Annotated in this window: 23 protein-coding genes and 2 pseudogenes; 11 read left to right on the forward strand and 14 right to left on the reverse strand. The window is 38.0% G+C overall.

The genetic code is table 11. The features are described from left to right. Positions 1-510: 510 nt before the first annotated feature. From CAL6303_RS27880 to CAL6303_RS30940, 4 genes and pseudogenes are all read right to left on the reverse strand, one after another. Positions 511-1500 (reverse strand): annotated as a pseudogene (locus tag CAL6303_RS27880) (Tn3 family transposase); the annotation flags it as partial. A 290-nt stretch (positions 1501-1790) separates the two neighbouring features. Continuing rightward, on the reverse strand, positions 1791-4031 hold the full coding sequence (locus tag CAL6303_RS27885) for a dynamin family protein (protein ID WP_015173954.1): 2241 nt from the start codon (positions 4029-4031) through the stop codon (positions 1791-1793). A gap of 118 nt (positions 4032-4149) precedes the next feature. After that, complete coding sequence (locus tag CAL6303_RS27890) at positions 4150-4767, reverse strand: VWA domain-containing protein (RefSeq protein ID WP_015173955.1); 618 nt, start codon at positions 4765-4767, stop codon at positions 4150-4152. Between the two features lie 587 nt (positions 4768-5354). After that, positions 5355-6461 (reverse strand): tyrosine-type recombinase/integrase, encoded by a 1107-nt coding sequence (locus CAL6303_RS30940; RefSeq protein WP_238993850.1) that lies wholly within the window; start codon positions 6459-6461, stop codon positions 5355-5357. A 240-nt stretch (positions 6462-6701) separates the two neighbouring features. Here CAL6303_RS30940 and CAL6303_RS27900 point away from each other — a divergent pair, with 240 nt between their 5' ends. The 8 genes and pseudogenes from CAL6303_RS27900 (at position 6702) to CAL6303_RS27935 (ending at position 11051) form a co-directional block, all read left to right on the forward strand. Further along, positions 6702-6929: a hypothetical protein gene (locus CAL6303_RS27900; protein ID WP_015173958.1), complete on the forward strand. Its 228-nt coding sequence runs from the start codon at positions 6702-6704 to the stop codon at positions 6927-6929. After that, a pseudogene (locus CAL6303_RS27905) lies at positions 6926-7341 on the forward strand (type II toxin-antitoxin system VapC family toxin). The gene CAL6303_RS27900 and the pseudogene CAL6303_RS27905 overlap by 4 nt, the downstream one beginning before the upstream one ends. 335 nt (positions 7342-7676) lie before the next feature. Beyond that, complete coding sequence (locus CAL6303_RS27910) at positions 7677-8279, forward strand: hypothetical protein (protein ID WP_015173959.1); 603 nt, start codon at positions 7677-7679, stop codon at positions 8277-8279. Positions 8280-8292: 13 nt separating this feature from the next. Beyond that, positions 8293-8553 (forward strand): hypothetical protein, encoded by a 261-nt coding sequence (locus CAL6303_RS27915; protein ID WP_041741257.1) that lies wholly within the window; start codon positions 8293-8295, stop codon positions 8551-8553. A 175-nt stretch (positions 8554-8728) separates the two neighbouring features. Next, positions 8729-9175, forward strand: a complete 447-nt coding sequence (locus CAL6303_RS27920; protein ID WP_015173961.1) for a DUF6932 family protein — start codon at positions 8729-8731, stop codon at positions 9173-9175. After that, positions 9172-9687 carry a helix-turn-helix domain-containing protein gene (locus CAL6303_RS27925; RefSeq protein ID WP_015173962.1) on the forward strand — a complete coding sequence of 172 codons (516 nt, stop codon included), beginning with the start codon at positions 9172-9174 and terminating at the stop codon, positions 9685-9687. The genes CAL6303_RS27920 and CAL6303_RS27925 overlap by 4 nt, the downstream gene beginning before the upstream one ends. A gap of 117 nt (positions 9688-9804) precedes the next feature. Next, positions 9805-10497 (forward strand): hypothetical protein, encoded by a 693-nt coding sequence (locus tag CAL6303_RS27930; RefSeq protein ID WP_015173963.1) that lies wholly within the window; start codon positions 9805-9807, stop codon positions 10495-10497. Between the two features lie 68 nt (positions 10498-10565). Next, positions 10566-11051 (forward strand): hypothetical protein, encoded by a 486-nt coding sequence (locus CAL6303_RS27935; RefSeq protein ID WP_015173964.1) that lies wholly within the window; start codon positions 10566-10568, stop codon positions 11049-11051. Positions 11052-11247: 196 nt separating this feature from the next. Here the strand turns inward: CAL6303_RS27935 and CAL6303_RS27940 are convergent, their stop codons facing one another. The 9 genes from CAL6303_RS27940 to CAL6303_RS28760 all read right to left on the reverse strand — a co-directional run bounded on the left by CAL6303_RS27940 (position 11248) and on the right by CAL6303_RS28760 (position 17161). Continuing rightward, on the reverse strand, positions 11248-11610 hold the full coding sequence (locus tag CAL6303_RS27940) for a hypothetical protein (RefSeq protein ID WP_015173965.1): 363 nt from the start codon (positions 11608-11610) through the stop codon (positions 11248-11250). Between the two features lie 153 nt (positions 11611-11763). Beyond that, complete coding sequence (locus CAL6303_RS27945) at positions 11764-12123, reverse strand: hypothetical protein (RefSeq protein ID WP_015173966.1); 360 nt, start codon at positions 12121-12123, stop codon at positions 11764-11766. Beyond that, entirely contained in the window at positions 12123-12362 is a 240-nt protein-coding gene (locus CAL6303_RS27950; protein ID WP_321572313.1) for a DUF5674 family protein, read from the reverse strand. The genes CAL6303_RS27945 and CAL6303_RS27950 overlap by 1 nt, the downstream gene beginning before the upstream one ends. After that, positions 12295-12558, reverse strand: coding sequence for a DUF5674 family protein (locus tag CAL6303_RS31660; RefSeq protein WP_321572314.1), 264 nt, complete (start codon positions 12556-12558; stop codon positions 12295-12297). Before CAL6303_RS31660 ends, CAL6303_RS27950 begins: the two co-directional genes overlap by 68 nt. A gap of 295 nt (positions 12559-12853) precedes the next feature. After that, a complete protein-coding gene (locus CAL6303_RS27955; RefSeq protein ID WP_015173967.1) occupies positions 12854-14302 on the reverse strand; it encodes a hypothetical protein in 1449 nt (482 codons plus the stop codon). A 43-nt stretch (positions 14303-14345) separates the two neighbouring features. Continuing rightward, on the reverse strand, positions 14346-14963 hold the full coding sequence (locus CAL6303_RS27960) for a hypothetical protein (protein ID WP_015173968.1): 618 nt from the start codon (positions 14961-14963) through the stop codon (positions 14346-14348). A gap of 189 nt (positions 14964-15152) precedes the next feature. Continuing rightward, a complete protein-coding gene (locus CAL6303_RS27965) occupies positions 15153-15809 on the reverse strand; it encodes a hypothetical protein (RefSeq protein WP_015173969.1) in 657 nt (218 codons plus the stop codon). 168 nt (positions 15810-15977) lie between these two features. Beyond that, positions 15978-16676 (reverse strand): hypothetical protein, encoded by a 699-nt coding sequence (locus CAL6303_RS27970; protein WP_144051167.1) that lies wholly within the window; start codon positions 16674-16676, stop codon positions 15978-15980. A 38-nt stretch (positions 16677-16714) separates the two neighbouring features. Continuing rightward, entirely contained in the window at positions 16715-17161 is a 447-nt protein-coding gene (locus CAL6303_RS28760) for a hypothetical protein (RefSeq protein WP_015173971.1), read from the reverse strand. 132 nt (positions 17162-17293) lie between these two features. Between CAL6303_RS28760 and CAL6303_RS27980 the strand changes: the two genes are divergently transcribed. Together CAL6303_RS27980 and CAL6303_RS31590 are read left to right on the forward strand one after the other, a co-directional pair. Beyond that, positions 17294-17452 (forward strand): hypothetical protein, encoded by a 159-nt coding sequence (locus CAL6303_RS27980; protein ID WP_015173972.1) that lies wholly within the window; start codon positions 17294-17296, stop codon positions 17450-17452. Positions 17453-18306: 854 nt separating this feature from the next. Continuing rightward, the gene (locus CAL6303_RS31590; protein WP_255348469.1) at positions 18307-18435 is read left to right on the forward strand and encodes a hypothetical protein; all 129 of its coding nucleotides are present in this window, start codon (positions 18307-18309) and stop codon (positions 18433-18435) included. A gap of 55 nt (positions 18436-18490) precedes the next feature. Here CAL6303_RS31590 and CAL6303_RS28765 read toward each other — a convergent pair whose 3' ends face one another. Beyond that, positions 18491-18889: a helix-turn-helix domain-containing protein gene (locus tag CAL6303_RS28765; protein WP_158333196.1), complete on the reverse strand. Its 399-nt coding sequence runs from the start codon at positions 18887-18889 to the stop codon at positions 18491-18493. Positions 18890-19256: 367 nt separating this feature from the next. Between CAL6303_RS28765 and CAL6303_RS27990 the strand changes: the two genes are divergently transcribed. After that, entirely contained in the window at positions 19257-21773 is a 2517-nt protein-coding gene (locus CAL6303_RS27990) for a hypothetical protein (RefSeq protein ID WP_144051168.1), read from the forward strand. Positions 21774-21955 lie beyond the last annotated feature (182 nt).

A 21955-nucleotide genomic window follows, 5' to 3' on the forward strand; every position in this document is an offset into this window, starting at 1 on the left:
TTCACACATTACCGTTACCAGTAATGCATGGGGAGGTTAGGAACAACCTTGGACACTAAGTTGGAGGAGACGGCTCCTCACTCATCTATTGGAAGCTTTATATGTAGGGGCTTCCAGCCCTTCGTGCGTCTTCGTGTCGCACCCAAAACGGGAAAATTGTACGCTAAGGAATTAGTGTAGCTCCTAAAAACCTTGCCAGACAATCGTTTCAGCTTGACTAAAAGTTAGATTTTTTCATTCTCAAAGGACGCAAATTATCAATGCTACTTACCGACTTAAGATTCGCGTGCGAGTAGCATTGGAACCAAAATGTACGCTAACGACTGATTCCTGCGATAACAATAAAATTTCTACCTTCTTCAATGCTTCATTGTCATCAATAATTAAGGCTTTGAGCGTATTTTTCCTGTGATAAAGATTGTTATCACAGGAATAGTTAGATTTTAATATAACGGCTTAAACTGAGTGACAGCAAGCATCTTGGGCTTAACGTACATTCCTGTTCCAATGCTACTCGCGGGCGAGATTCCAAATATAATCGCCAGTCAAATTGATATGTTCCCATCCCATTGGTGATAAATGTTGCAAGTATTCATCCGGGATAATTACACCCTCCGACTTCAACAAATTAACCGCATTCTCCAAATACACCGTATTCCAAAGCACAATCGCCGCAACAGCCAAATTCAAACCGCTCGCACGTAAAGATTGGTCTTCAAATGAACGGTCGCGCACTTCTCCCAAACGGTGGAAGAAAACCGCTCTCGACAACGAGTTTTTCAATTCTCCCTTGTTAAGTTCGCTCGTAGCTTTACGTCGTAACTGAGGACTTTGCAACCAATAAAGAGTGAACAATGTCCTCTCAATTCTTCCTACTTCCCGCAACGCGATCGCTAATTTGTTTTGACGAGGATATGACGCTAACTTACGCATCATCAAAGAAGCTGTAACTGTTCCAATTGAAATGGAAGTAGCCAGTCGGAGAACATCATCCCAGCAAGCAGCAATTAATTTGACATTAATTTTCTCACCCAAAAGTGATGACAAAGGAGAGTTTTTATTAACACCATCAAAAGTATGCAACTTCTTAGAAGCTAAATCGCGCATACGGGGACAAAAACGAAACCCCAGTAGATGACATATACCAAATACATGGTCAGTAAAACCATTAGTATCAGTAAAATGTTCTTCTATTTTTAAGTCAGTTTCGTGATACATTAAACCATCCACAACATGAGTTGCATCCCTATCGGTGGCATAAATCACGTTTGTATGGAATGGTCCATACTGGTCGGAAATATGCGTGTAGAATGTCACGCTTCTATCAGTTCCATATTTAGCATTAATCTCTTCATTAAAGCTTTTCGGTCCAGCAGCCTTAAATCGTTGACCATCGCTTGAAGAAGTTTTCCCATCACCCCAATAAGCAGAAAATAGAATTTTGGTATGAAAATTAATTATCTCTGCTAGAGCCTTTGAATATGTTTCGTCACGAATATAGGGGTTTGTACAAAAAACCCCAGTCACAGTTGATGTGGCTCAACAAAAAGTTTCAGAAGACTTGGCTAATCAGGCGAAAAACAATCCTACAGTAATGGGCAAACTTGCAAAGTGGGGGTAATCTTTAGCGGATACAGCGAGTAAAACTTCTGTGAGCGAAGCTACAAAAATTGTCTTGACTACGGCCCTGCGCTTGGTAGGTATTCCTTTACCGTAAGAAGTATAGCCAGCAAATGCATCCTAACAAAGTCTAGGAATTAGCCTAAAACTAATAAAATTCAAAAATATTGTTACAATTGTCTCTTTAAATCCGTAAGAATATTGTAGCTATTAGAAATTATACTTTTCTTTTGTTGCTCAAAAACAGTTACCTCTGATAAGTTTATTTTATTTGCAATTTGAATAACAATACGCTCTCGCTCGTCAACAAATAGTTTTAATAACTCTTGCTCTACATACTGTGTATGGTTTTTAACACTTCTACGAACATATTTATTTAAGTCATCAACTAAGCTTCTTATAAATTTTTTTAATTCATTTTTATACTTCTCTAAAGCAGAACCAACACGCTCTTCAAAGGTAGCTCCTTGGCATTCATTTAAACTAAAACTAATACGCTCTATTTCATCACCATATTGAAAAAACAAAGCATCTGCCAAACCCTTTAAACGCATTTCGATATCCCGTTTACCTAGCTTATCTTCTAAAAGTTTTAACAAAGATTCAGGCAAGTAATCTTTATTTACCTCTTTAAGTTCTAAGAGAAGTCTGCCAAGACTATTAAGGAAAAATTCCTCAACAGCTACAACTAATTTATCTCTCATTAAAAAAGTCAGTTCTAATTTATCTATTACTTCTGATGGCAGACGACTTAGAAGACCGTCGTTATCATATCCAGAACGTAATTTATTAGTTACATCTCGACTAAGTTGTAAAATAATTCTAGAAATTTCTTGTTCTATCTGAATCGTATTAGATTCCTTCCAAAAATCAATTTTGCCAACATTTCGCATCTGGATTCCAAAACGTTCAACTTTCCCTTCTAGATTTCCAATAAAAGCATTTACCTGCTTATCTACTTCGACAGATTGAATTTCTATTTCAAAATTATCTTTTTTGCCGTACATCGTATAGTCAGGTATTAAAAGTTTCTGAAGTCTTAAAACTTCTTGTAAAAGTTCACTTTTAGCATTTTTTATAAATTCATCTTGAGCCACAGTGCCAAGATAATTGAATAAAGAATCAACAAAATTCAAAAATGACTTAATTTCGTCATAGTTTAATAGGTTTTTTATCTCTTCTTTGGATAAATCATCTAAACCATTTGAGGTCAAGCTTCTCAAGTAGCTACTTTTTTGTTCCTTAAGTTTTTTAGTTTCACTGAGAGTTTCATCTGCCATGCAACTTAAATAAAAGTAATTCAAAGCAGTGAATTTAAAAAAACGATTGTCAGTTATATTAAAACTATAGTCTTTAATTTTTTTATAAAAATTTGCATCCTCTTCTTTCTTTTGATGGTCGTTTAAAGTTTCCCACTGATTAATTACCCAAAAAGACCTTTGCAAAATAGTAGGATTTACTCTATTTATTTCTTCAAGAAATTTTATTTCTTCTCCTTCAAGTAAACTCTTAGGCTTCATACAAACCACAAAAGCTTTTGCTTTATGCTGTACATATTCTTTTGTAAATTTGATATGTCGCTCATTAGCGACAGCTAATCCAGGAAGATCGACTAAAACAACATGATCTGGTATGTTTATATTTTTAATTGCTACTTCAATTCTATCTATAAAAAGAGCTTCTTCATGTCCTTCAACATAATGTGTTAATGCGTCAATTGCAATAATTTTTGTTGCCGATTGATATTTTCCCCATCCATCAAATAGTTTTTGAAGTGTTTCAAGAGGCTTTGATTCAATCTTATTGCCAATTTTATTTTCATATTCTGAAATATCTTTTTTTAATTTTTCTAATAATTTATTTCTGATTTCTTGAGATGTTAATACAATATTTTCATTAAAAATATCTTTATCAATTTTTTTTCTTATTTGGGTACACAGTTCATTACACAATTGATTTTTAGCATCTTCATCTATATAGTATATATTTGCTATATCTTTTTCACCTTTGCGTATAATTGTTGGAAATGCTGTAGTAGAATTAACGGCTTCAGGAAGAATCTCTCTTTTAAAAATTGCGTTAATAATGGTTGATTTACCTGCTGAGAAAGAACCTAAAAAAGCCACAGGAAATTCCTCCTGCTCCAACCTGCTAATCCAACCATTCTTGTTTTCTATGTGTGATTTTGTCGTTTCGTCAATTTTTATATAAGGTTCAACATCATGGTATGCATTAAAAAACTTTTTAAATTGACTAATAACGATCCAATTCGTAGTTTGGTTATCGATATACTCAACATTCAATGTATTACTATCCGAGTATTCTCGTTTTGCAGACTCAACCTTATTCTTCTCCGAATCAACTGATTGTTGAGACATCATACGATTTTTGATTTCATTCAAGTTTTCCATAATTTACACCCCCTAATTTAGCTAGAAATAAAATCGAAATGAAGCAATAACAGCTTCTAGATTTTGTTATTGCTTCAATTAATTTTCTTGCAATTAATAAATAGATTTTTATTAATAATCAAGAATTAGGATCAATAGCTCTAAGTAAAACTTCTTTGAATGTTAATTCTTCATTCTCTATATCTAACAATGACACTGTAGTTACAATGTCATACTTAGCACCCATACTCTTAAGTTCATCATCTAAAAAATTTAGAAAATCAGCAGCCTCTTTTTCATTTCCAATTTGGATAAAACAAATAGCTAACTCTTTTTCTTTCTCTATATCTTGAGTTGCTTGAATAATTACCTTAGCAACCTTCTCTTGATCATCTGGCTTTCCATCAGTAACAACTAAAATAGTTTCTCCATCACGTTTGTTCTCTGGTTTTATCTTCCTTTGCAAATAGTTTTGAAGAGCATCTTGTAAAACTTCTGCTAGTGCTGTATTGCCTTTAGGTTCATTTTCCGAAAATATCTGCTCAACTTTACTAGAATTAACATTATCGTAACGTTTAAAATTTCTAGAAAAAGTATATATAGTTATGCCATCTGGGTCAAACTCTTCACATTTACTAGCTAAAGCAAATGTTGACTCCTCCATTAAATTCCATCGGCTTTTATTACCTTCTTGGTCTTTTTTGGACATGCTACCACTCTTGTCAATAATCAGTGTGTAGTCCCGATTTTCTAGCATGGTTTACCCTTTATTTTTATTATTTTATATTTTGGATGGCACAGTGTATGGCTTCATTAATGATACCAGCCTTAGAGGCGGGAAACCCCGCCCTCACTGAGACAATTTATTTCTTGAATATTCCCCCTTAAGAGCTAGCTGCTCCAATAGCTATAATCACCCCTACTCCGGTTACAGCAATCGTAACGACTGGGATTTGATGGGTTGTCACGAAATCAAAACCCATAACCACAAGAACCAACACTAACAAGAGTCCGCAAAACGCACATAGTCCATCCATCGCTTCGTACCTCTTAGTTAATAAATAACTAAGTATCACTTCAGTAGCATTTGAAAAAATTTCGTAAAAATATCACTCAAAAAAATCAAGGTTTCATGACAAGAAGCAAGAAAACATCACCGCTCTCGTTCCTGTTCTGGATGTCCTAGTGGTCTGTCAAGCTAAAAATTGTGAGTTTGAGGGAAAATAGAGAGGCTAAAGGGCATTTTTTAAAGCTCAACTGAAGTTTTTTGTCCAATTAATGCGATCGCACAACTTCATGTCGCGTATCTTGGCTCAATACCTATTTGATTAAAAAACCTCCCAATCAAAACCTGGGCAACACCGTACCCGTCCCCGCATCCTTCTTCGCTCGCACATAAGCCTTCGTCGTATCACTCTTACTGTGCCCCAATTGATTCTGCACCTCAAAAACATTCTTATGCTCAATCGCCCGCGTCGCATGGGAATGCCTCAACCAGTGACAAGAAAACTTCACCTTCGCCGCTTCGGAAATATCCTGAATCATCCTTTTAATCGCCCTATCGCTCAACGGCAAACCCCTCTTCGTCGGGTTCCGTGACACATTCGCAAACACAGGCATCCTATCACCAGCCATCCCCCGGTACTTCTTGAAAGCCCTCGAAGTCTCGTGGTCCAACCCAATCTCCCGGTACTTTCCCCCCTTCCCCCGGAACTTAATCGTATAGTAGCCCCGGTTCCTATCCGCCAACGTCGGGTCGGGAAACCACTGAAAATTGTGCCAATATAACCCCGGATAATCCTCCCTCGGTTTCCCCGGTTCATCACCCGGAACCGTCACCCTACCAACCTCCCCCACCCGCATCCCACTATAAAACAGCAGTGAAAACACCAACCAATACTTCCCCCCCATATCCTTCGCAGCCTTACCCAGCTTCGCCATCTCCCAATCTTCCAGATAGCGCTCTGCCTTCGGTAAATCGCTAAAGTTATCGTAATTGATACTACTAGCAATATTCCTTAAAAAATAGCCACAACTCTCAGCAGTCCCATAACTCCATAGAGAACGCAACATCAAAATCTGGTTAGATTTAGTATAAGGGGAAACCTCACCCCAACTATGAATAAACTCCAGTAACAATGGTTGCTGCACCAAACGCAAATCTCCGATTCCCCGATTCCGTACCCAATCGAGTAATTTCTGACCAAATCGATAGTATTTCCGCTTAGTCTGCTCCCGATTTTGCGACCCCGCCCAAGCCAAAATCATCTCCTCATCACTACCCACAGCCGGAGTTCCGTAATAATACTCACGAATTACCTCCTCCACCATCTCCGGCGTAACTTTACCCCTTTGGTAATTAATTACACCTGACTGCTCCTTCGTCGGGAGAATTTCGACCTTCAAGACCTCAATATTGTTCGCATCCATGTGGAAAAAACGGTTACTCAAACGTTTATTTATTACTTCCTGGAAGTGCAGTTACAGGAATCATACAATTGATTCTACCCTTATGTGTATTCGCGGTCATCTATATTCCCTACTCTCTGCCCTTGAACTATTAATCAAATAATCCTTTTTCTCCCTTATTTCTGATATTCTGATAGCATTGCTATCTTGTTGATAGCGCGATTCATTTAGAGATTAAAATACAGTTAGCGTATAGTCGGATTTAGTGAGAGAAGAGATTCTATGATGAATTTACAAGAAATCATTAATTCTATTAACAGTTTGCCCACAGAGGAACGAGACTATTTATTTGAGTTTCTACGTAACAAAAAGGAGGAGTCTAGAGGGGATAATTTTTGGCAGGGATTACAAAAATTTAGAAAGGTAATCCAAAATGAGGGGATAATCTTTACTGATGAGGATTTTGCTGATTTACGAGATACTAGTGTGGGCAGAGAAATTGATTTATGAGCTTTAAATTCTTACTTGATACCAATATTCTCTCAGAGCCAGCACGTCCTATTCCTAATGCCAATGTTTTACACAAACTAGATATTCATCCGAAGTTGTTGTTTCTAGTGTTGTTGTTCATGAACTTTTACATGGTTGTTTACGGTTGCCAGAATCTAAGCGGCGAGAGTATCTTTAGAATTATATTCATGAATCTGTATTAAATTTACCAGTCTTTGATTATGATTTGAAGGCTGCACAATGGCACGCCCAAGAAAGAGCGAGATTATCCCAGATTGGTAAAACTCCTGCTTTTGTAGATGGTCAAATTGCGAGTATTGCTTATAGTAATAATTTAATTTTGGTAACTAATAATGTTTCTGATTTTGAATTTTTTAATAATTTAATGGTTGAAAATTGGTTTCAGATTTAACTTTATGTGAAATCTTGACCTCCGGGCAAAGTTGCCGGACTATTATATTCTGTCCCGGCACATTTGCGGAGTATCCCCCGTACCACTACGTGGAAGCAAGCTACGTCGTAAGCGGAGCGCTGCCGTCGGCTAGACGTTCCCGCAGGGTAGTTTGCTCTCTAAGCCCTTCTCTCCGTGGCTTTCACGTATATTCGCAGTCGTCTATTCATCTATATTCCCACTCTCTGTTAAGAACTATTAATCAAATCACCCTTTTTCTCTCTTATTTCTGATATTCTGATATCAATGCTATCTATTTGATAGCGTGATTCATTGCTAGCAATTGCGATATCACTATGTCCGACGAGAACAAACCCAGCCAAATGTTGCGCGTACCCACTCCTTTAATTGATGCGGTGAGGGAATTATCTCGGTTGCATCGGCAGGGAAAAACCAGTGAGGTGCTTTCTGGTTTGGATGATTTGATATTTACCTTGGAATTTAGCAGTGCTAGTCCTAAAAATTCTGCCCCTCAAGCTATATTGGAAATTTGCTCTAGGCTGGATAATTTAGAATCCCAGTTTTCGGGTTCCTCAAATAACAATGAGGTTTCATCGACTAAACGTCTCAATGATTTAGAGCAAAAAATAGACTCGATAAATAATCGGTTGACTCAATTTGCTGAGGCAATTATGCTGCTTCAAAGTAATATTAATAATCAACCAAGGCGAAGTAAGTCGTACAACAGTAATTCCTATTATAAAGGGCAATCTGTTAAGTTTCAGCCCATTACAGAAGAAAGTTTGGCTTCAAGGTTAGGGGTAACTCCAGAAAGTTTACGCAAGGAAAGGGAAAGTCAACCCGCACCACTTTTTTTTGCTTGGTCTAAGCGTAAGGATACTTCTGGTATTGGCTGGGAATTTAATGATAAAACAAATTTGTATCATCCAATTACTTGATAAAAATAAAACAATGAAGACCGACCAAGAAAGACAAGAATTAATTCAAGATATTATCGTACTGCTTTACCAAGCTTATGACAGCACTTTAGATAACATTCACGCGCTCTTAAAAAGAATCGATGATATGGAGGATGAAGAAGATTTACAAGCTATTCAAGAAGCTAGGGAAGATATACGTATTAACGGTACAGTGTCTTGGAATGAAATTAAGGAAGAAATAAGGAACGAAAGCAAAAAGAGTGATTTAATCTCAACATCAATATCAATTTAGATATTTATAGATAATTTTTATCCCCAAAAACTGCTATTTTATAACTTGATTACATGTCTATATAAGCGGAAATTAAATTTTTAATGGGGATATAAAATACTTTTATAAAACATATTATTATGACTTTTTTACCCTGAATAGCGGATAATTAAAATATTTGTTATGGTGTGAATTAATGATTCCGGAGTTTGACTCAAATGGCAATTTGCCACCAGGGGTGTATTTTTGCGAGTGGCAGGAGTTTAAGGAGCGATTTGGTAAAACTAGGCGGCGCGTGCTGTTAATGGCAGGATTAGAAATGGCAATGCAGGAATTAAAAACAGCAGGTTGCAGAGTTATTTACATCAATGGTAGCTTTGTGACAAGTGAGCCAAACCCCGGCGATTTTGATGCTTGTTATGATGACGAAACTGTAGATATTGAAAATCTGAGAATTAATGCTCCTCGACTGTTAAATCATTATGACCGTGCTGGACAAAAAGCTAAATATAAAGGAGAAATTTTTCCATCCAATCAACCTGTAGGTAGTTATGGAGATAATTCTTTCAACTTTTTTCAGTGTGACAGACGGGGCAATAAAAAAGGCATTATCGCTATAGATTTAATGAGGTGGGAACCATGATTAAAGATGAATTAGAGTATCGAGTTAGTCAAGAATGGGTTATTAAGTTTAAACAATCGCTCGCTGCTATGGATAATTCGTTCGAGTCAAAAATAAATGACTACGAGCGATGGCAACTAAACCGAAGCGCTTTACAATGTCATTTAGATAAATTAATCCAAGAAATTGCTGAATACGAAAGACTTATTAATTGTGATATTAGTCAACCAATTAAAATCAAAGTTAACAGTTTAAATGAACTGCCATTCGCTTTAATTAAAGCTAGGATTGCAGCAAAAATTAGTCTTGATGAACTTGCTTCGAGGTTGGGAATTGACATCGAACGAGTTGATGAGTATGAAAAAACTAATTACCAATGTGCTAGTTTTGCTGAAATCCTTGAAGTCAGTACAGTTTTAGGAGTGGAATTTGAAAGTGGGACGGTGCGGGTAGATTTTGAGGAAATAGAAAATGTGAAGCAAACTATCCTTAATTGGGATAGAAAAGGAGTTAATGTAACAACTACAACGTAAACTTTACTGACAACGGTTAGAAATTGAACTTCTCAAATCGCTATTAGTGCTGATTAGTCAGGTTTTGGCTAATAGCTAACCGCTTGGAGTATATAAACAAGAAAGATTTTATCGAAAATGGGACTAACAATTCATTATAAATTTAGTTTAAAGAATGCAACCATTACCCAGGCAAGGGAAAAAGTTGTCGCTTTACGCAATTTAGCTTTAAGGCTTCCTTTTCAAAGTGTTGATGAATTGGTGGAAATTGAAGGGGATGCTTGTCATTTTGATAAAAATAATTTTGATGACCCCCATGCTTTTATTAAAATTCGAGCATTAAAGCCAATAGAAATTGCAATGAATGGTTTTTCTTGGGAAAATCCTACCTATATTATTGGTTTTGATTCGCTTCCGGGAGAGGGTTCTGAAACTCCTATTTTTGGTTTGGCTAGCCACTCGTCCATTAAAGATATTAATGATTGGTCATGGACGAGTTTCTGTAAAACCCAATATGCGAGTAATCCCGAATATGGAGGTTTGGAGAATTTTCTTAAGTGCCATTTGCTGATTGTGAAAATGCTCGATGCAGCTTGCGAGTTGGGGATTACTTGCGATGTTAGCGATGAAACTGGTTATTGGGAAAATCGCAATATAGAAGAACTTGCAAGAATTATCCGCCAACACAATGTTTTAATTGCGGCTTTGACGGGTAAAATCAAAGATGATTTAGCTGAAGAAGGTATTGTTTCCCAGTCTCCTATTTTTGATTATCCTGATTTTGAGTATTTGGAAGCTGAGGGTAAACAATTGCCTGATTTTAAGTCGTAAGTAATTCTTGTTTTCTTCGTCAAAGGTTTGCTTGCTTTGCGATCGCTTTCTTTAAGGTCGGTAAAATAATGAAAGAACAGCAAAATTTAAATACATTATTTCCAGATAATCTAATCAGCCGTTCGGAAGCTGTGGAATTACTATTTGGTAAAGGAACCCTTGACAATAATGTACAAATTGAAGAAGAATCAGAGGTTGGAAATATTGGTGCCGGATTAGATTGGGGTAGTACGCAAGCTAAATTATTATTGAATCCTGGTTTATATTGGCGATTAAAGACGCTACGCATATCGCTTAACCGGGAAATCAGATTAACTATTGATAGTTGGGATTTAGGAATAGGTACTAATGCAGCAAAAGAGGTAGCGAGAACCTGTATTAAAGAAAAGTTAGCATCACCGTCGGCGGAAATAATTCCTCACCTTGAAGCTGTATTGAAACAAGATGATTTGTATGGTGAAGAATTTATAAGCGATCGCACAGTTTTACAATCCCTACTCGAACTACTTTTAACTGATTCTGATCGAGAAAAAATTGCCATCGCTGCGGCGTGAGTTCGGTACGCGAACAAATTATATATCGCGCTAAACTTATAAATAATGTGTAGAAGTATTTCATGAAATATAAGGCTTAAAAATTGCTGAATAAATTTATATTTTCGTGAGAATGGGTATATTTGGCTAATTAATTATTAAGTAATAAATCTGGTCTGTCTGCGGGATAATCAAACCAAAGCATATTGCTAAATTATCACGCAACCGAATCCAGTAAACCTGACATATTTAAGACTTTCTGCGAATATGCTTCTGCAACCCTTGCTACTTCTTCTCGGCGAGTATCATCTAACAAAATATTATCTAAATTTAGCTGCCAACGCGCAAGTTGAACTTGCATGTTAACCAGTTCTTCTGCTTGTTCTGGTTCAATTTCTGCTGCCGTCCACTCAATAAACCACTCTGTCTCGTCTATTACAACTTCCACACCTTTTTTGAACGCACTATTAAAAAAAGAGCGAACACGCGCTAAGTTAGAAGCTATATGTCCCAAGCGATGGGAAATATCTTCGTTTTGGAAACCTGCTTTTTTTTCATCTAAATTCGATTTGGTATCCACCGATTAATTCCTCTGTGAACAACTTCCCAGCAACCATCGCACCGGAGGGTGCGATGGACAGTGTACAAAGTCAATAGAGATGCAAGCAAACCCAAAAACCACTGCCAGAAATTAAATCAGCCTTAATGGAAAGTACCTGCTCGAAATACTTACTTAATCGGGGATGTTAGCAACCTGCAATAAACCGGACATTTCCAAAACGCGATCGCTCCACTTGGCTAAACTTGTATTCATGTTGAGAAATTCAGCTGACTCAATTGCAGCATTTGACCAACTTATACGCCAATCTTGGAGAAATTTTTGGAGTTGGGTAAACTCGGAACTACCGCTTTCTCGTTCCATTAAAGATGTATACAATACCGCTTCACCCAGTACCACCGAAACTACGGGATTATTAGCCTTATCGGTAAGCGACCAAGATTTTAAGCGTGCTAAAGATGACGCAAGCTCACCTAGCTGTTTTTGGCGACTTAAGCTTAAAAAGCTTTGTTCTATGGAATCCCAATTTGGCATTACTTTTCTCCAAGTAGGCTAACAATAATTTGGCTGATTTTTTCTCTTAACTCCGGCGACTCTACAACCATTGTACGGTTATTCTGGCTGGGGCGAATATTAATTATTGATTCAAAAACAATTGTTTGCGTGTAAGGAGTCCAGTCTGCTCCCCACAAATCGCACTGTCTGCTACCATCTTTTAATAATTCTTGCTCGCAAACAAGAATGTTTTTCGCTTCCACCTGCAAGTATTTCACGTTCAATATCGACAACTACCTTAATAAATACTCCCCATTGTTTCAACATTTCTACTATTTCTTCAGCAGTAGCATGTGACCTGATGATTAAAATCATTTTGTATAGCCTCGCATTCTTACTTGGTAATACCCAAGCGATTAGTAATTGATTTTTTAAAATCAGGATTTCATAATCCGAATATTTGAATAAAACCAAAGTATATTATCCTATTATTTGACGTAAAAATAGAAAAAAGTATAAATCATTTATAAAACAATTTAATCTAAAAAAAATAATCTTTAAAGCTATGTTTTCGCGGTATAAACCTCGTCCATCATGAAAAGTTGAGTTTTGTCATTGCGTAGCTTGCGTCTTCGTAAGGTAGACGTTTCTAGCATAAGCCCAAAGGGCTGGCTAAGGCTGCGCCATACCAAAGGCAAAAGGCAAACGCCTACTCACAATCTTGAGTTACAAACTACGGTTATCAAAATAGACAAGGTTTAAAAGACAATCAATCTTCAAACTTAATCTCCTTCCCATGAAAATGATCCCAAATAATCTCAGGACGAAACCATTTTGGTAAGGATACTTGATGCTGCTCTAACTCGTTCCCATCATCATCCACAAGCCCCTCCAATACACCCTTAAACAATGGTTTAGCTTGCGGATTAGTTTTGAGGTTAAGGCGATAGGTTTGGGTTTTAATTGGTTCAGAAATGCTCTCACAACCACCCAAACAAGCTTGGGTAAGATTATGGGACAACAATATACAATGCTCATTTCTCTTCCGAGGTGTGGCAATTACAAACGGAACTATATTTTTCGCATTCTCAAATTTACCGTTAGCATTGGTTAATTCGTCCCAAATACTCACGATTGGCTTATCCTTGAGAGTGCGTACCTTCGACCTTTCAATCGCATCTAAATAGGCATTTTCATAATCTTCCCAATCGATGCCAGTACCGTAAATTACAGGCTCCAGTGGTATCAAATATTTCCAGCTATCTTCCTTATTCTGGTCAAAATCAATGTCGGCGATCGCTTGGATTTTAGCATCGATGAGAAAGTGTTTCAAAAGCGCTATACATGCTGCTGTATATGATTTATAGCTTCCGGCTTTTCCCCAAATAATAATAGGGGTAAATGACTCCACTAAATACCATAACCACCCATCCTCATGCTGTTTCAGGGCATTTATTAGCTGGTTAGCTAATTCCTTATCGCTGAGATTGGAGTTAGCATCATGATCATTATTACTATCTCTCTTATCGAGCATTTTATCTGATTCCTTATCAGCCTTATATTTATCTCGCAAATTCTCGGAGATTTTCTTATCCATGTCTGAATCAGCTAAGTCAAATTGCTTGATGGTGGAAATATGGGTTTTATCCTGTAGTTCCTGCTGTCTTCTCAGCTTATCTTGCATTCCCTCAACAGAAATAAAACCGACTTTTACACGCTGTTTATCCCAATTATTTTTGATTGACTGGGATTTAAAATCAATTTCTTCTCTTGTAGATGCACCAGTTAGGGAAACTTGGATTTTAAAGCTTTGCAACAATTGATAAAAATAGGTTTCTTCATCTTCGCATTTCTTAGCCCAGGATAAATAGGCGATTCCCATTGAAATGGGTGCAACTAAAAACCAGGCTACACCGGATTGGATAGCTGGGATATCACGGCTTAAAAAGCTCGATTCGGGGAGTGGTTTGGATGCTTGAAATTGCTGGTTGTCCCAGACTTCCTTGAGGAGTTTATGTTCAAACTGGCAATATTTAGTATCTAGTTGTTGTTGGGCTTGACTTGCAGATGTGTAGTTGAGATTATTGGTATTATTAGCTGTTTTAGGGCAAAATTTCACTCCAATTAAATTAAATGGTCGTGAAGATTGCCCTAAATAAAATGTACTAGATAGGGCGATAGTCACACCTAATACCGTAAATCCGGCTACTTTTTTCATCTCTTATTCAAACAAGATATGGTGTACACTCCCGCTAATATTTTCATCTCCTATTCAAACAAGATACGGTGTACACTCCCGCAATGAAGGATATTCCTGCAATCACAATCAGTTTGTTTTGTTCGTCATTGGGCAGTTGATTAAATTCATCTACAGTTGTTTGCAGGGTGTTATAAGTTTGTTTGGAACTATTAACCATTTGGATAAAATCACCAATAGCACCCCAGAAAACGATGACTGAAACTATTGTAGATAAACCGAATTTGATTAACCTACCCATACCATCTATTTCCCATTGGTCATCTTTTTTATTAACTCGAAAGTTATCTAAACAATCACGGTTAGTTATCTGATTAATTAAGAATGTGCTGGCAATAGCTAAAGTTAAACCCTGTGTACCACTAGTCAGAATCAAGAATCGGGCTAAGGAATAGGAGGTTATTCCCCAGAAACTAACTTCTAAGCCTTTGAGGATGCTACGATTTTTATTAATCTTTTTTTGATGATTGGCTTTAAATTCTGAGATGATTTCTATTTCATCTGGGGTAAAAGATGAATCTTCGCTGCGGGGATAATTCGCTTGATTCTCTTCGTCCGAAGTTTGCCGGAAAGATTCTCTTCCCGGCAACTTCTCACTTACAGACTCTAAATCCTGTAACATAGCTAGTCATTACTCCCAATAGTTGATGATATAGCAGTTTGCAAGTAGATGGGGTACAGGCTTAAAAGCTAAAAGTCTTGTATGGGGAGCGTTCGACTGAGCGCTCACGCCGAAGTCTTGCCTGTCTAATTGTGCTTCACTTAGATTAAATCTGTTGTATATCCCCAGTAAAAACCTGGGGTATTTAATTCATCTAAATATGTCTCGAATATTGTTCCAGAATCTAACGACTGGATTGGTTGAAAAATGTTTTTGAGGAATCAAGCTTAAGTCGCTATCTGAGCCATTTTCGAGTAAATGTTTAATCTTTTTATCTTCATAGTCTCTATCCGCTTTCATTTGGGCGATAAATGGCTTGTTGCTGATATTTTCTAGTCTTGTTTTCGCCTCAACTGTCGCCATTTGAGTATCGATCCATGCCTGCAATTCGATAACATCCATTGCATCATCATGACGCTGATATTCTTTCTCTAAATCGGCGAATAATTTAGTTTTGTATTCATCAATTAAGTGATTGTAACGGGTGTTTTCTAGGGAAACATCACCTCCAGCTTTATCAATTTTGGCTGCTTCTCGTCCTCCGGTTTTATAAATATCTGCTAGTGCTTCGTTGTAATCTCCAATTCCTTCGATGTAGTCCTTTAAATTTTCGCGGATAAGGGGCATCACAGCAATTAATCTCTGTCCTGTATTACCCATATCCCCAATTTGCTTTAAAGCTTTATCGTCACCGTTGACAGCACGGATAATTAAGGAATTGTTGATGCCAAATTTTTTGTTGGTGGCTTTGGTGATTTGTTTACCATATCCCGATATGTGGTCGCGGACATATTTTGATGTTTTCATTTTTAATCATCCTGACATTGGTAATTACAGATATATCCCTGTTCGACTAATTTCTGTCGCTGTTGTTTGGGAGTTAAGGGTTTCAAACCTACCAATAATTGAATTAGTAAGGAGATTAACCCCAATCCTAATATCAATAGATAAAGTTTATACGGAATTAGATAATCATTATGTTGAATTGATTTTGAATTGTGAGAGGATTGCTGCTTTTGCGCTTTGGATACTTTTTCGACTCTCTACTAATGTTGCTTTTACGTTGCCTAAACCTTCTGCAAACTTTTGATTGAGTTGCTTTTCTCGGTATTCAAAATGATTCTTTAAATCTTCGCTTGTATCTTTTATTTGTTGTTCTAAAGAATCGTAACGCTGGTCAGCATGGGACTTAATTGCTAAACTTACTGACTGAATAAAATCAGTATAGTCACCAAATCTATCCCCAATACTGGTGGCTAAATCCAACACTTCTACGGATGATAGTTCAATACCTAAAACCGATGCTTGGGTTGTAATTAAGTCTTGTTTCTGTTCGGTATTAACTACTATGGATGATGCTTCTAATCCTTGATTGCTCTTGTTTTGAAGTATTTCATCAACGTCAGACTCTTCAATAATAGGTGATTGTTGTTCATCTGTTCGTCCTAGTACAGCGTCATATGAAGGTTGGATTGTTGTTAATTCTGAGGTTAATTCTGAGGCTATTTCTGTTGTTTCAATTGCTGCAATATTTACTTCAGAAGTGGCTGGTGCCATCGCTTTCATAAAACTTTCTATTACAGCAGTGATTTCTTCTTCTGTTGGGTTGTTTTTATCATCAACAATAGAAGTATAAACTTCTCTTATTTCTGCTAATGATTTTTTTATTCCCATGCGGTTGAGCCGAGATTGGATTCTTTTGGTGTAGGTGGTCATTTTGATTTTTCTGCTAGTTCTCTAGTGATTTGCTTGCTTGATAGCTTTGCTTTGTAAATCAATGCGGCAAGAATTATTGGTTGCAATTTATCGGCAGGATAAAATTTTGATTTTCTGAACCCACCCAAGGGACGAAACCAACGACTAATGGTTGAAGGGTGAATTCTTACACCTTGTTGGTTGAATAATTCTGTCAAGAATTCTCCCTGGATTAATTCTTTGGAGCCGATTAATTTTTGTGTGTTGGTGTAAGCAGCTAAGATTCCGTGGGACAAGTTTGCATGGGGTAGCACCTTTTTGAACTCGCCAACCCACTTGAGGTTTTCAGTCGTAAGCGCTAACCCTTGTTGTGTAAAGGATTTTTTAACTCTCCACCACTGCACATCGCTGATTCGTCTACCTAGTACGGACTCGTAAAAGAAGCGAACTTCTGTGGATTTCATCTTTGTGAATTGCCTGAGACACAGCTTTATTATATCCATTATATCCACTAATGGATATAGACGACGTGTTTTTTTTAAGGGATTATGCTTGCATGACTTGCAATGCTTCTCCACCGAGAAGACTAGGTAGTAATGGCTAAAATTGAGCTTCGACTGAAAATTGAAGAGTCAGTGCGAGACGAGTTCAAGGCAGCCTGTGCTTTGAACCGGAAGACTATGAGCGAAATAATTGAAGAGTATATGAAAGGTTATGTCGAACAAACGAATCAGCAGAGGCAGAAAAAAGAATGAGATTTTATACGATTAATTCGTGGTATTGCTGGATTGAAATCTTGCATGGCAAGTAATACTTCTTTTGTTAAAGAAACTTTGCGCTTTAAGTTCTGGTATTTCATGATTGCGTATTTGACGTGCGCGAATTTCACTTGTTGCAAAGTGCAGGTGCAACCTTTATTTCTGTGCAACTGTTAAATTTTAAAAATTACTATACTGTTTGTGCAGCGAGCATTTATAACGTATTACTTGGGAAAACTTTACTGTATAGATTCATAAATCTTCTTCTCTTAGGTCTTTGTTGGGGTAAAAGTAGCCAAGGCGCATTTTGCCGCCATGCATCGTCTGAAAATATTAGTCAGACAGGGTTTTAGAAAAAAACTAACTTTTGCCTAAAAATTAGAATTTGGCAGACTAGATTCATTACTTTTAGCCGTACCATTTGAACCTCTCTAATTTTTAGGATCTGAAACCTTTGTGGCTACGTTCCAAAACACTGTGCTAAATAGGGCTTGCTGAATAAAGCTATAAGCTTTACCAAATATGAGTTTCAAGTATTTTTAAGGCAAACAAGTGCAAGGTTATGGGATTTAGATGCTCAAAAACCATGCACTTTGGCGGAAAATCGCGGGGTGAATTTTGGATCTGAGCTCCAAAACCACCATTATTCAAGCTGTGTGGCATCTAGATTCGCTTTGCAGCCTTTTTCAGCAGACCCTAAATAACTTATAAGTTAATTCGCACATTGAAAATTGTGAAAAATGTCGATTTGCAGAATCCTTATCCAATAAGGGTTCTAGCCTTAGCGTAAGTTTCTGTTCGATTGCTCATTTACCCCGGAGAACACTAATGATGTTCAAGGGATTGAGGAGTTGAAACAGATTTCTCCTGTCGCTTGGCAGCACATCAATTTATATGGTCGTTATGAGTTTCGGAAATTTTCTGACCCGATTAATCTGGATGATATTGTTCAGCAGCTAACCCAAGCCCCGTCTCACTAATTTCCCTATTCCCCCTTTTCGAGGGTTTGTACAAAAAACCCCTGAATTGATTTCTTTAATAGTCAATTAACCTTGCAGACTTAACTGCCAATAATAAAATTTCGTCTTTGTCAAGTCGCTTTCCTTCAGGAAGGTTTTTTGTTACTTCTGTAAAAACCTTAATAAGTTCCTCTACAGCTTTTAGAAATAAGTCAATAGCGTCAGGCGTTATTGGATTTTCGATTTCGTTTTGGTGCTTTAGTTGGAGCAATAAGCGAGGCGATACACCCATCCCCTTTGCTAACTTGATGAGGCTTGTTTCTGTTGGGCTTCCGCGCTTTTCGAGCATTGACCGCAGTCCCGGTCGTGTTAGTCCAGACTTTGTAGCAAGGTCTTTGAGCGTTAAATCTTCTTCTCGCAGGTACTTTAAAATAAATTGCCCAAGTGGAGAGCAATCGTTGTATCCTAATTTCATGTATGATATGTGCATAAACCTAAGCGAGAAGAAAGAATATTTTTTTTGCTTATGTACTAAGATAGATAGTATCTAAAAAAAAGGAAGGATAACACGACTACACACAACGGCGACGAGTAAAATCGACGACGATGAAGCAACCCAAAACATCACCCAACCTTAGTTTATTAAAATATATAGTCTTAGTGTACACCTTTTTTGTTGGGTTGTTTCATTTTTGTGGTGGTGTTATCCGACCTGACTACCAACAAATCAGGTTATGTCTGTAATTTGCCTCTACAAACCTTCTTTAATCGAGTCTCTCCGCAAATTAAAGTGCCCTCACCCAAGTGATGCGGGAGTTTTTCTAAACCAGCTGAATTGGATTTTGACCAACACCGATTTTGGATATGGGACACGAGACGGTGTGACATGGTATTGGGGTTCGTATAAATATTGGACTGGAGTAATCACTGGCTTGACCGAATCCCAATTCGGCAAAGTCGTGCGGTGGTTGAAAACATATGGTTTTATCGTGAAGTCCAATTTCGCCTCTTTGCGCCAACATCTTGCCAAAAAGCATGAAGACTGGCACCCGTATTTAACAACTTCTTTTATGACGATTGACACGGCACGCATACGTGAAGTGACCGGGTTTGACTTTGGTATTACTTCTGAATTGCCAGAAGTATGGAAGCTAGAATCCTTTCCCAGTAACGATATTCTAAATAGAACTACGGGTAATTCAGAATGTAATTACGCGAAATTGCAATCGCAATTTTCATCTATATATATAGAAAACTCTATTTCTACTCAAGAAGTCAAAAATCAAAAACAAGAGACAGATGTAACAGAAAAAGAAGTTGGTGTTAATCTCCAAGAAGACTTATGGGCTGACAAGAAGGAAGTACCCCAAGATAATCCTATTCAAACCAAGAATTTAAATAATTCTTCCACTTCGCCAAAAGAAAGTTCTGAAGGTCATTTTTCCGCCCCGCCTTGTAATACAAGTAATACAAATAATACAAGCAGACATCTTACTACAGACAGTACAAGTAATACTCAGCCTTCTTGTGCTACAGATTCTACAAATACTACGAAAGCCTCCGATACTACAGGTGTTGCAAATACTACGGAAACAGCACAACATAACGTAACGAATTCTGACGAGATTGTCAAACCAAAATTGAAGGGAGAGGAAACTTTCCGCTTGCTTTATGTATGGGAAGACGCATTAAATCGCCCCAGTGAGATTTTCCTCAACTGGTGGGCTAATCGACACTACAAACCCCAAGGTGGGAAGTGGGAAACTGGAGCTAGAAGTTACGCCTACAGCGAGTTTTATAAGAATCCAGTTCGTACCGACGTACTTTACCAAGAGTTTTTACAATTCTTTAACCAAGTTGCCAATAACGCCCACCAACAGCAAAATCAAGATATTCAAGCTATTTTGCCTAGTTGCTTGGTTAAATACCCAGAAGTTAATCAAGAAAACAAGGAGCAGGTAGCCGAAAATATTGCTACCGTAGCAGCGCGAGGAGCAGGCGTAGCGATTCCAGGGGATGTTTCACCATGTAGCAGCCAGCATATGTCCCTTGATGAGGCTGCTAGTGGGGGGAAAATAACGCCTCTGCCGAATTTAGAGAAGCCTGTTTTACCGGGAACGGCACAACCACCAGTTATCGATCGCTCGGAATTAGTTAAAAAGATTGCTTTTGTTTATGAACGCTGGGATCAGGTCTACAAAGGCAATAAAAGACGACTCCAGGAAATAGCTCTCTGGGTGCGGCGTACAGAAGGGCTAATTCTTTTGCCAGATGGTCGTCCAGCCCTAGCCCCTGAATTGATGGAGGATGGGGAACAACCGGAACAACCCGTTTCCCCGGATGATACAGACGCTCAATATGGCACAACCATCGCTCATGGGTTAGATCAGCCACCTGTTGTTCCCCAGCCGCCTGTTGCTCCCCAGCCAACAGAGGAACCATCTGTGGGATTGAATACCCAGCCACCTGTTGTTCCCCAGCCAATGGAGGAAGCATCTGTGGAATTGAATACCCAGCCACCTGTTGCTCCTCAGCTAATAGAGGAAGCATCTGTGGAATTGAATACCCAGCCACCTGTTGCTCCTCAGCTAATAGAGGAACCATCTGTGGGGTTGGATGCCCAACCCAGCGCTGTCGCCCAACAAGAGGAAGAAATTGCGATTGACAATAATGTTACCAAGGTCAATGAAAATACTCTTGTTAACTGTGAAATTACTGAAGTAGTAATAGTATCTTCCTACCTGAAAAATATTCGTTCATGTCTGTTGTGTGGGGAATACGATTTATTAGCTACTTACCTTAGTGATTTGGATGGAAGTATTAAAAGTCAAATATTGTCCCGTTTGACGGTTTTGGAAAGGAAACAACTAGAAAATTTTGATCACGAGTTCCCATATCGAACGCGCGAGCAAGAACAACAGCAACCAGTTGAGCAAAGGCAAGAACTTGAACAAGTTCAAGAACAACAGCAACCAATTGAACAAAGGCAAGAACTTGAACAAGTTCAAGAACAACAGCAACCAATTGAACAAAGGCAACCCAACCAATCGAGTCACCCTAATACTCAAGCGACTCCGGGAGCGATGCGCGAGGAACCCAGACAAATTGAACGAGAGCGATCGCAATATCTCAAAGGCTGTAATATACCCCTGCGAGTTGGTAGTAAAGTACGCTGCTATCCTACGGATACCCACTGGCAAAACGATTGGACTGTGAAAGCCGAAATTGTTGAACTGCGCCAAGAAAAAGGCTATTTCAACGGCTGTACTGTTCGCTACTTTAACCCCAAAACCCAATCAAAAGTCGAGAAATTTATCTGTGGTGGCAGTGGTGACTGGCTATTGGAGTTAATAGATTGACACTCCCCGGCGTGAACGCACGGTGATGCCATAGTGGGTAAGCCGGGATACGTGTAAATTGAGACACGTTGTAAGTTTTGTAAAGAATTAGGCTAAAACCCTTATTTTACAAGTGTTGCAGAAGATGCGTTTATGCCTATCACTAATTTTTATTTGCTATTTGCGATTTGCGAATATAAAAT

The sequence above is a fragment of the Calothrix sp. PCC 6303 genome (assembly GCF_000317435.1).
GTDB lineage: Bacteria > Cyanobacteriota > Cyanobacteriia > Cyanobacteriales > Nostocaceae > PCC-6303.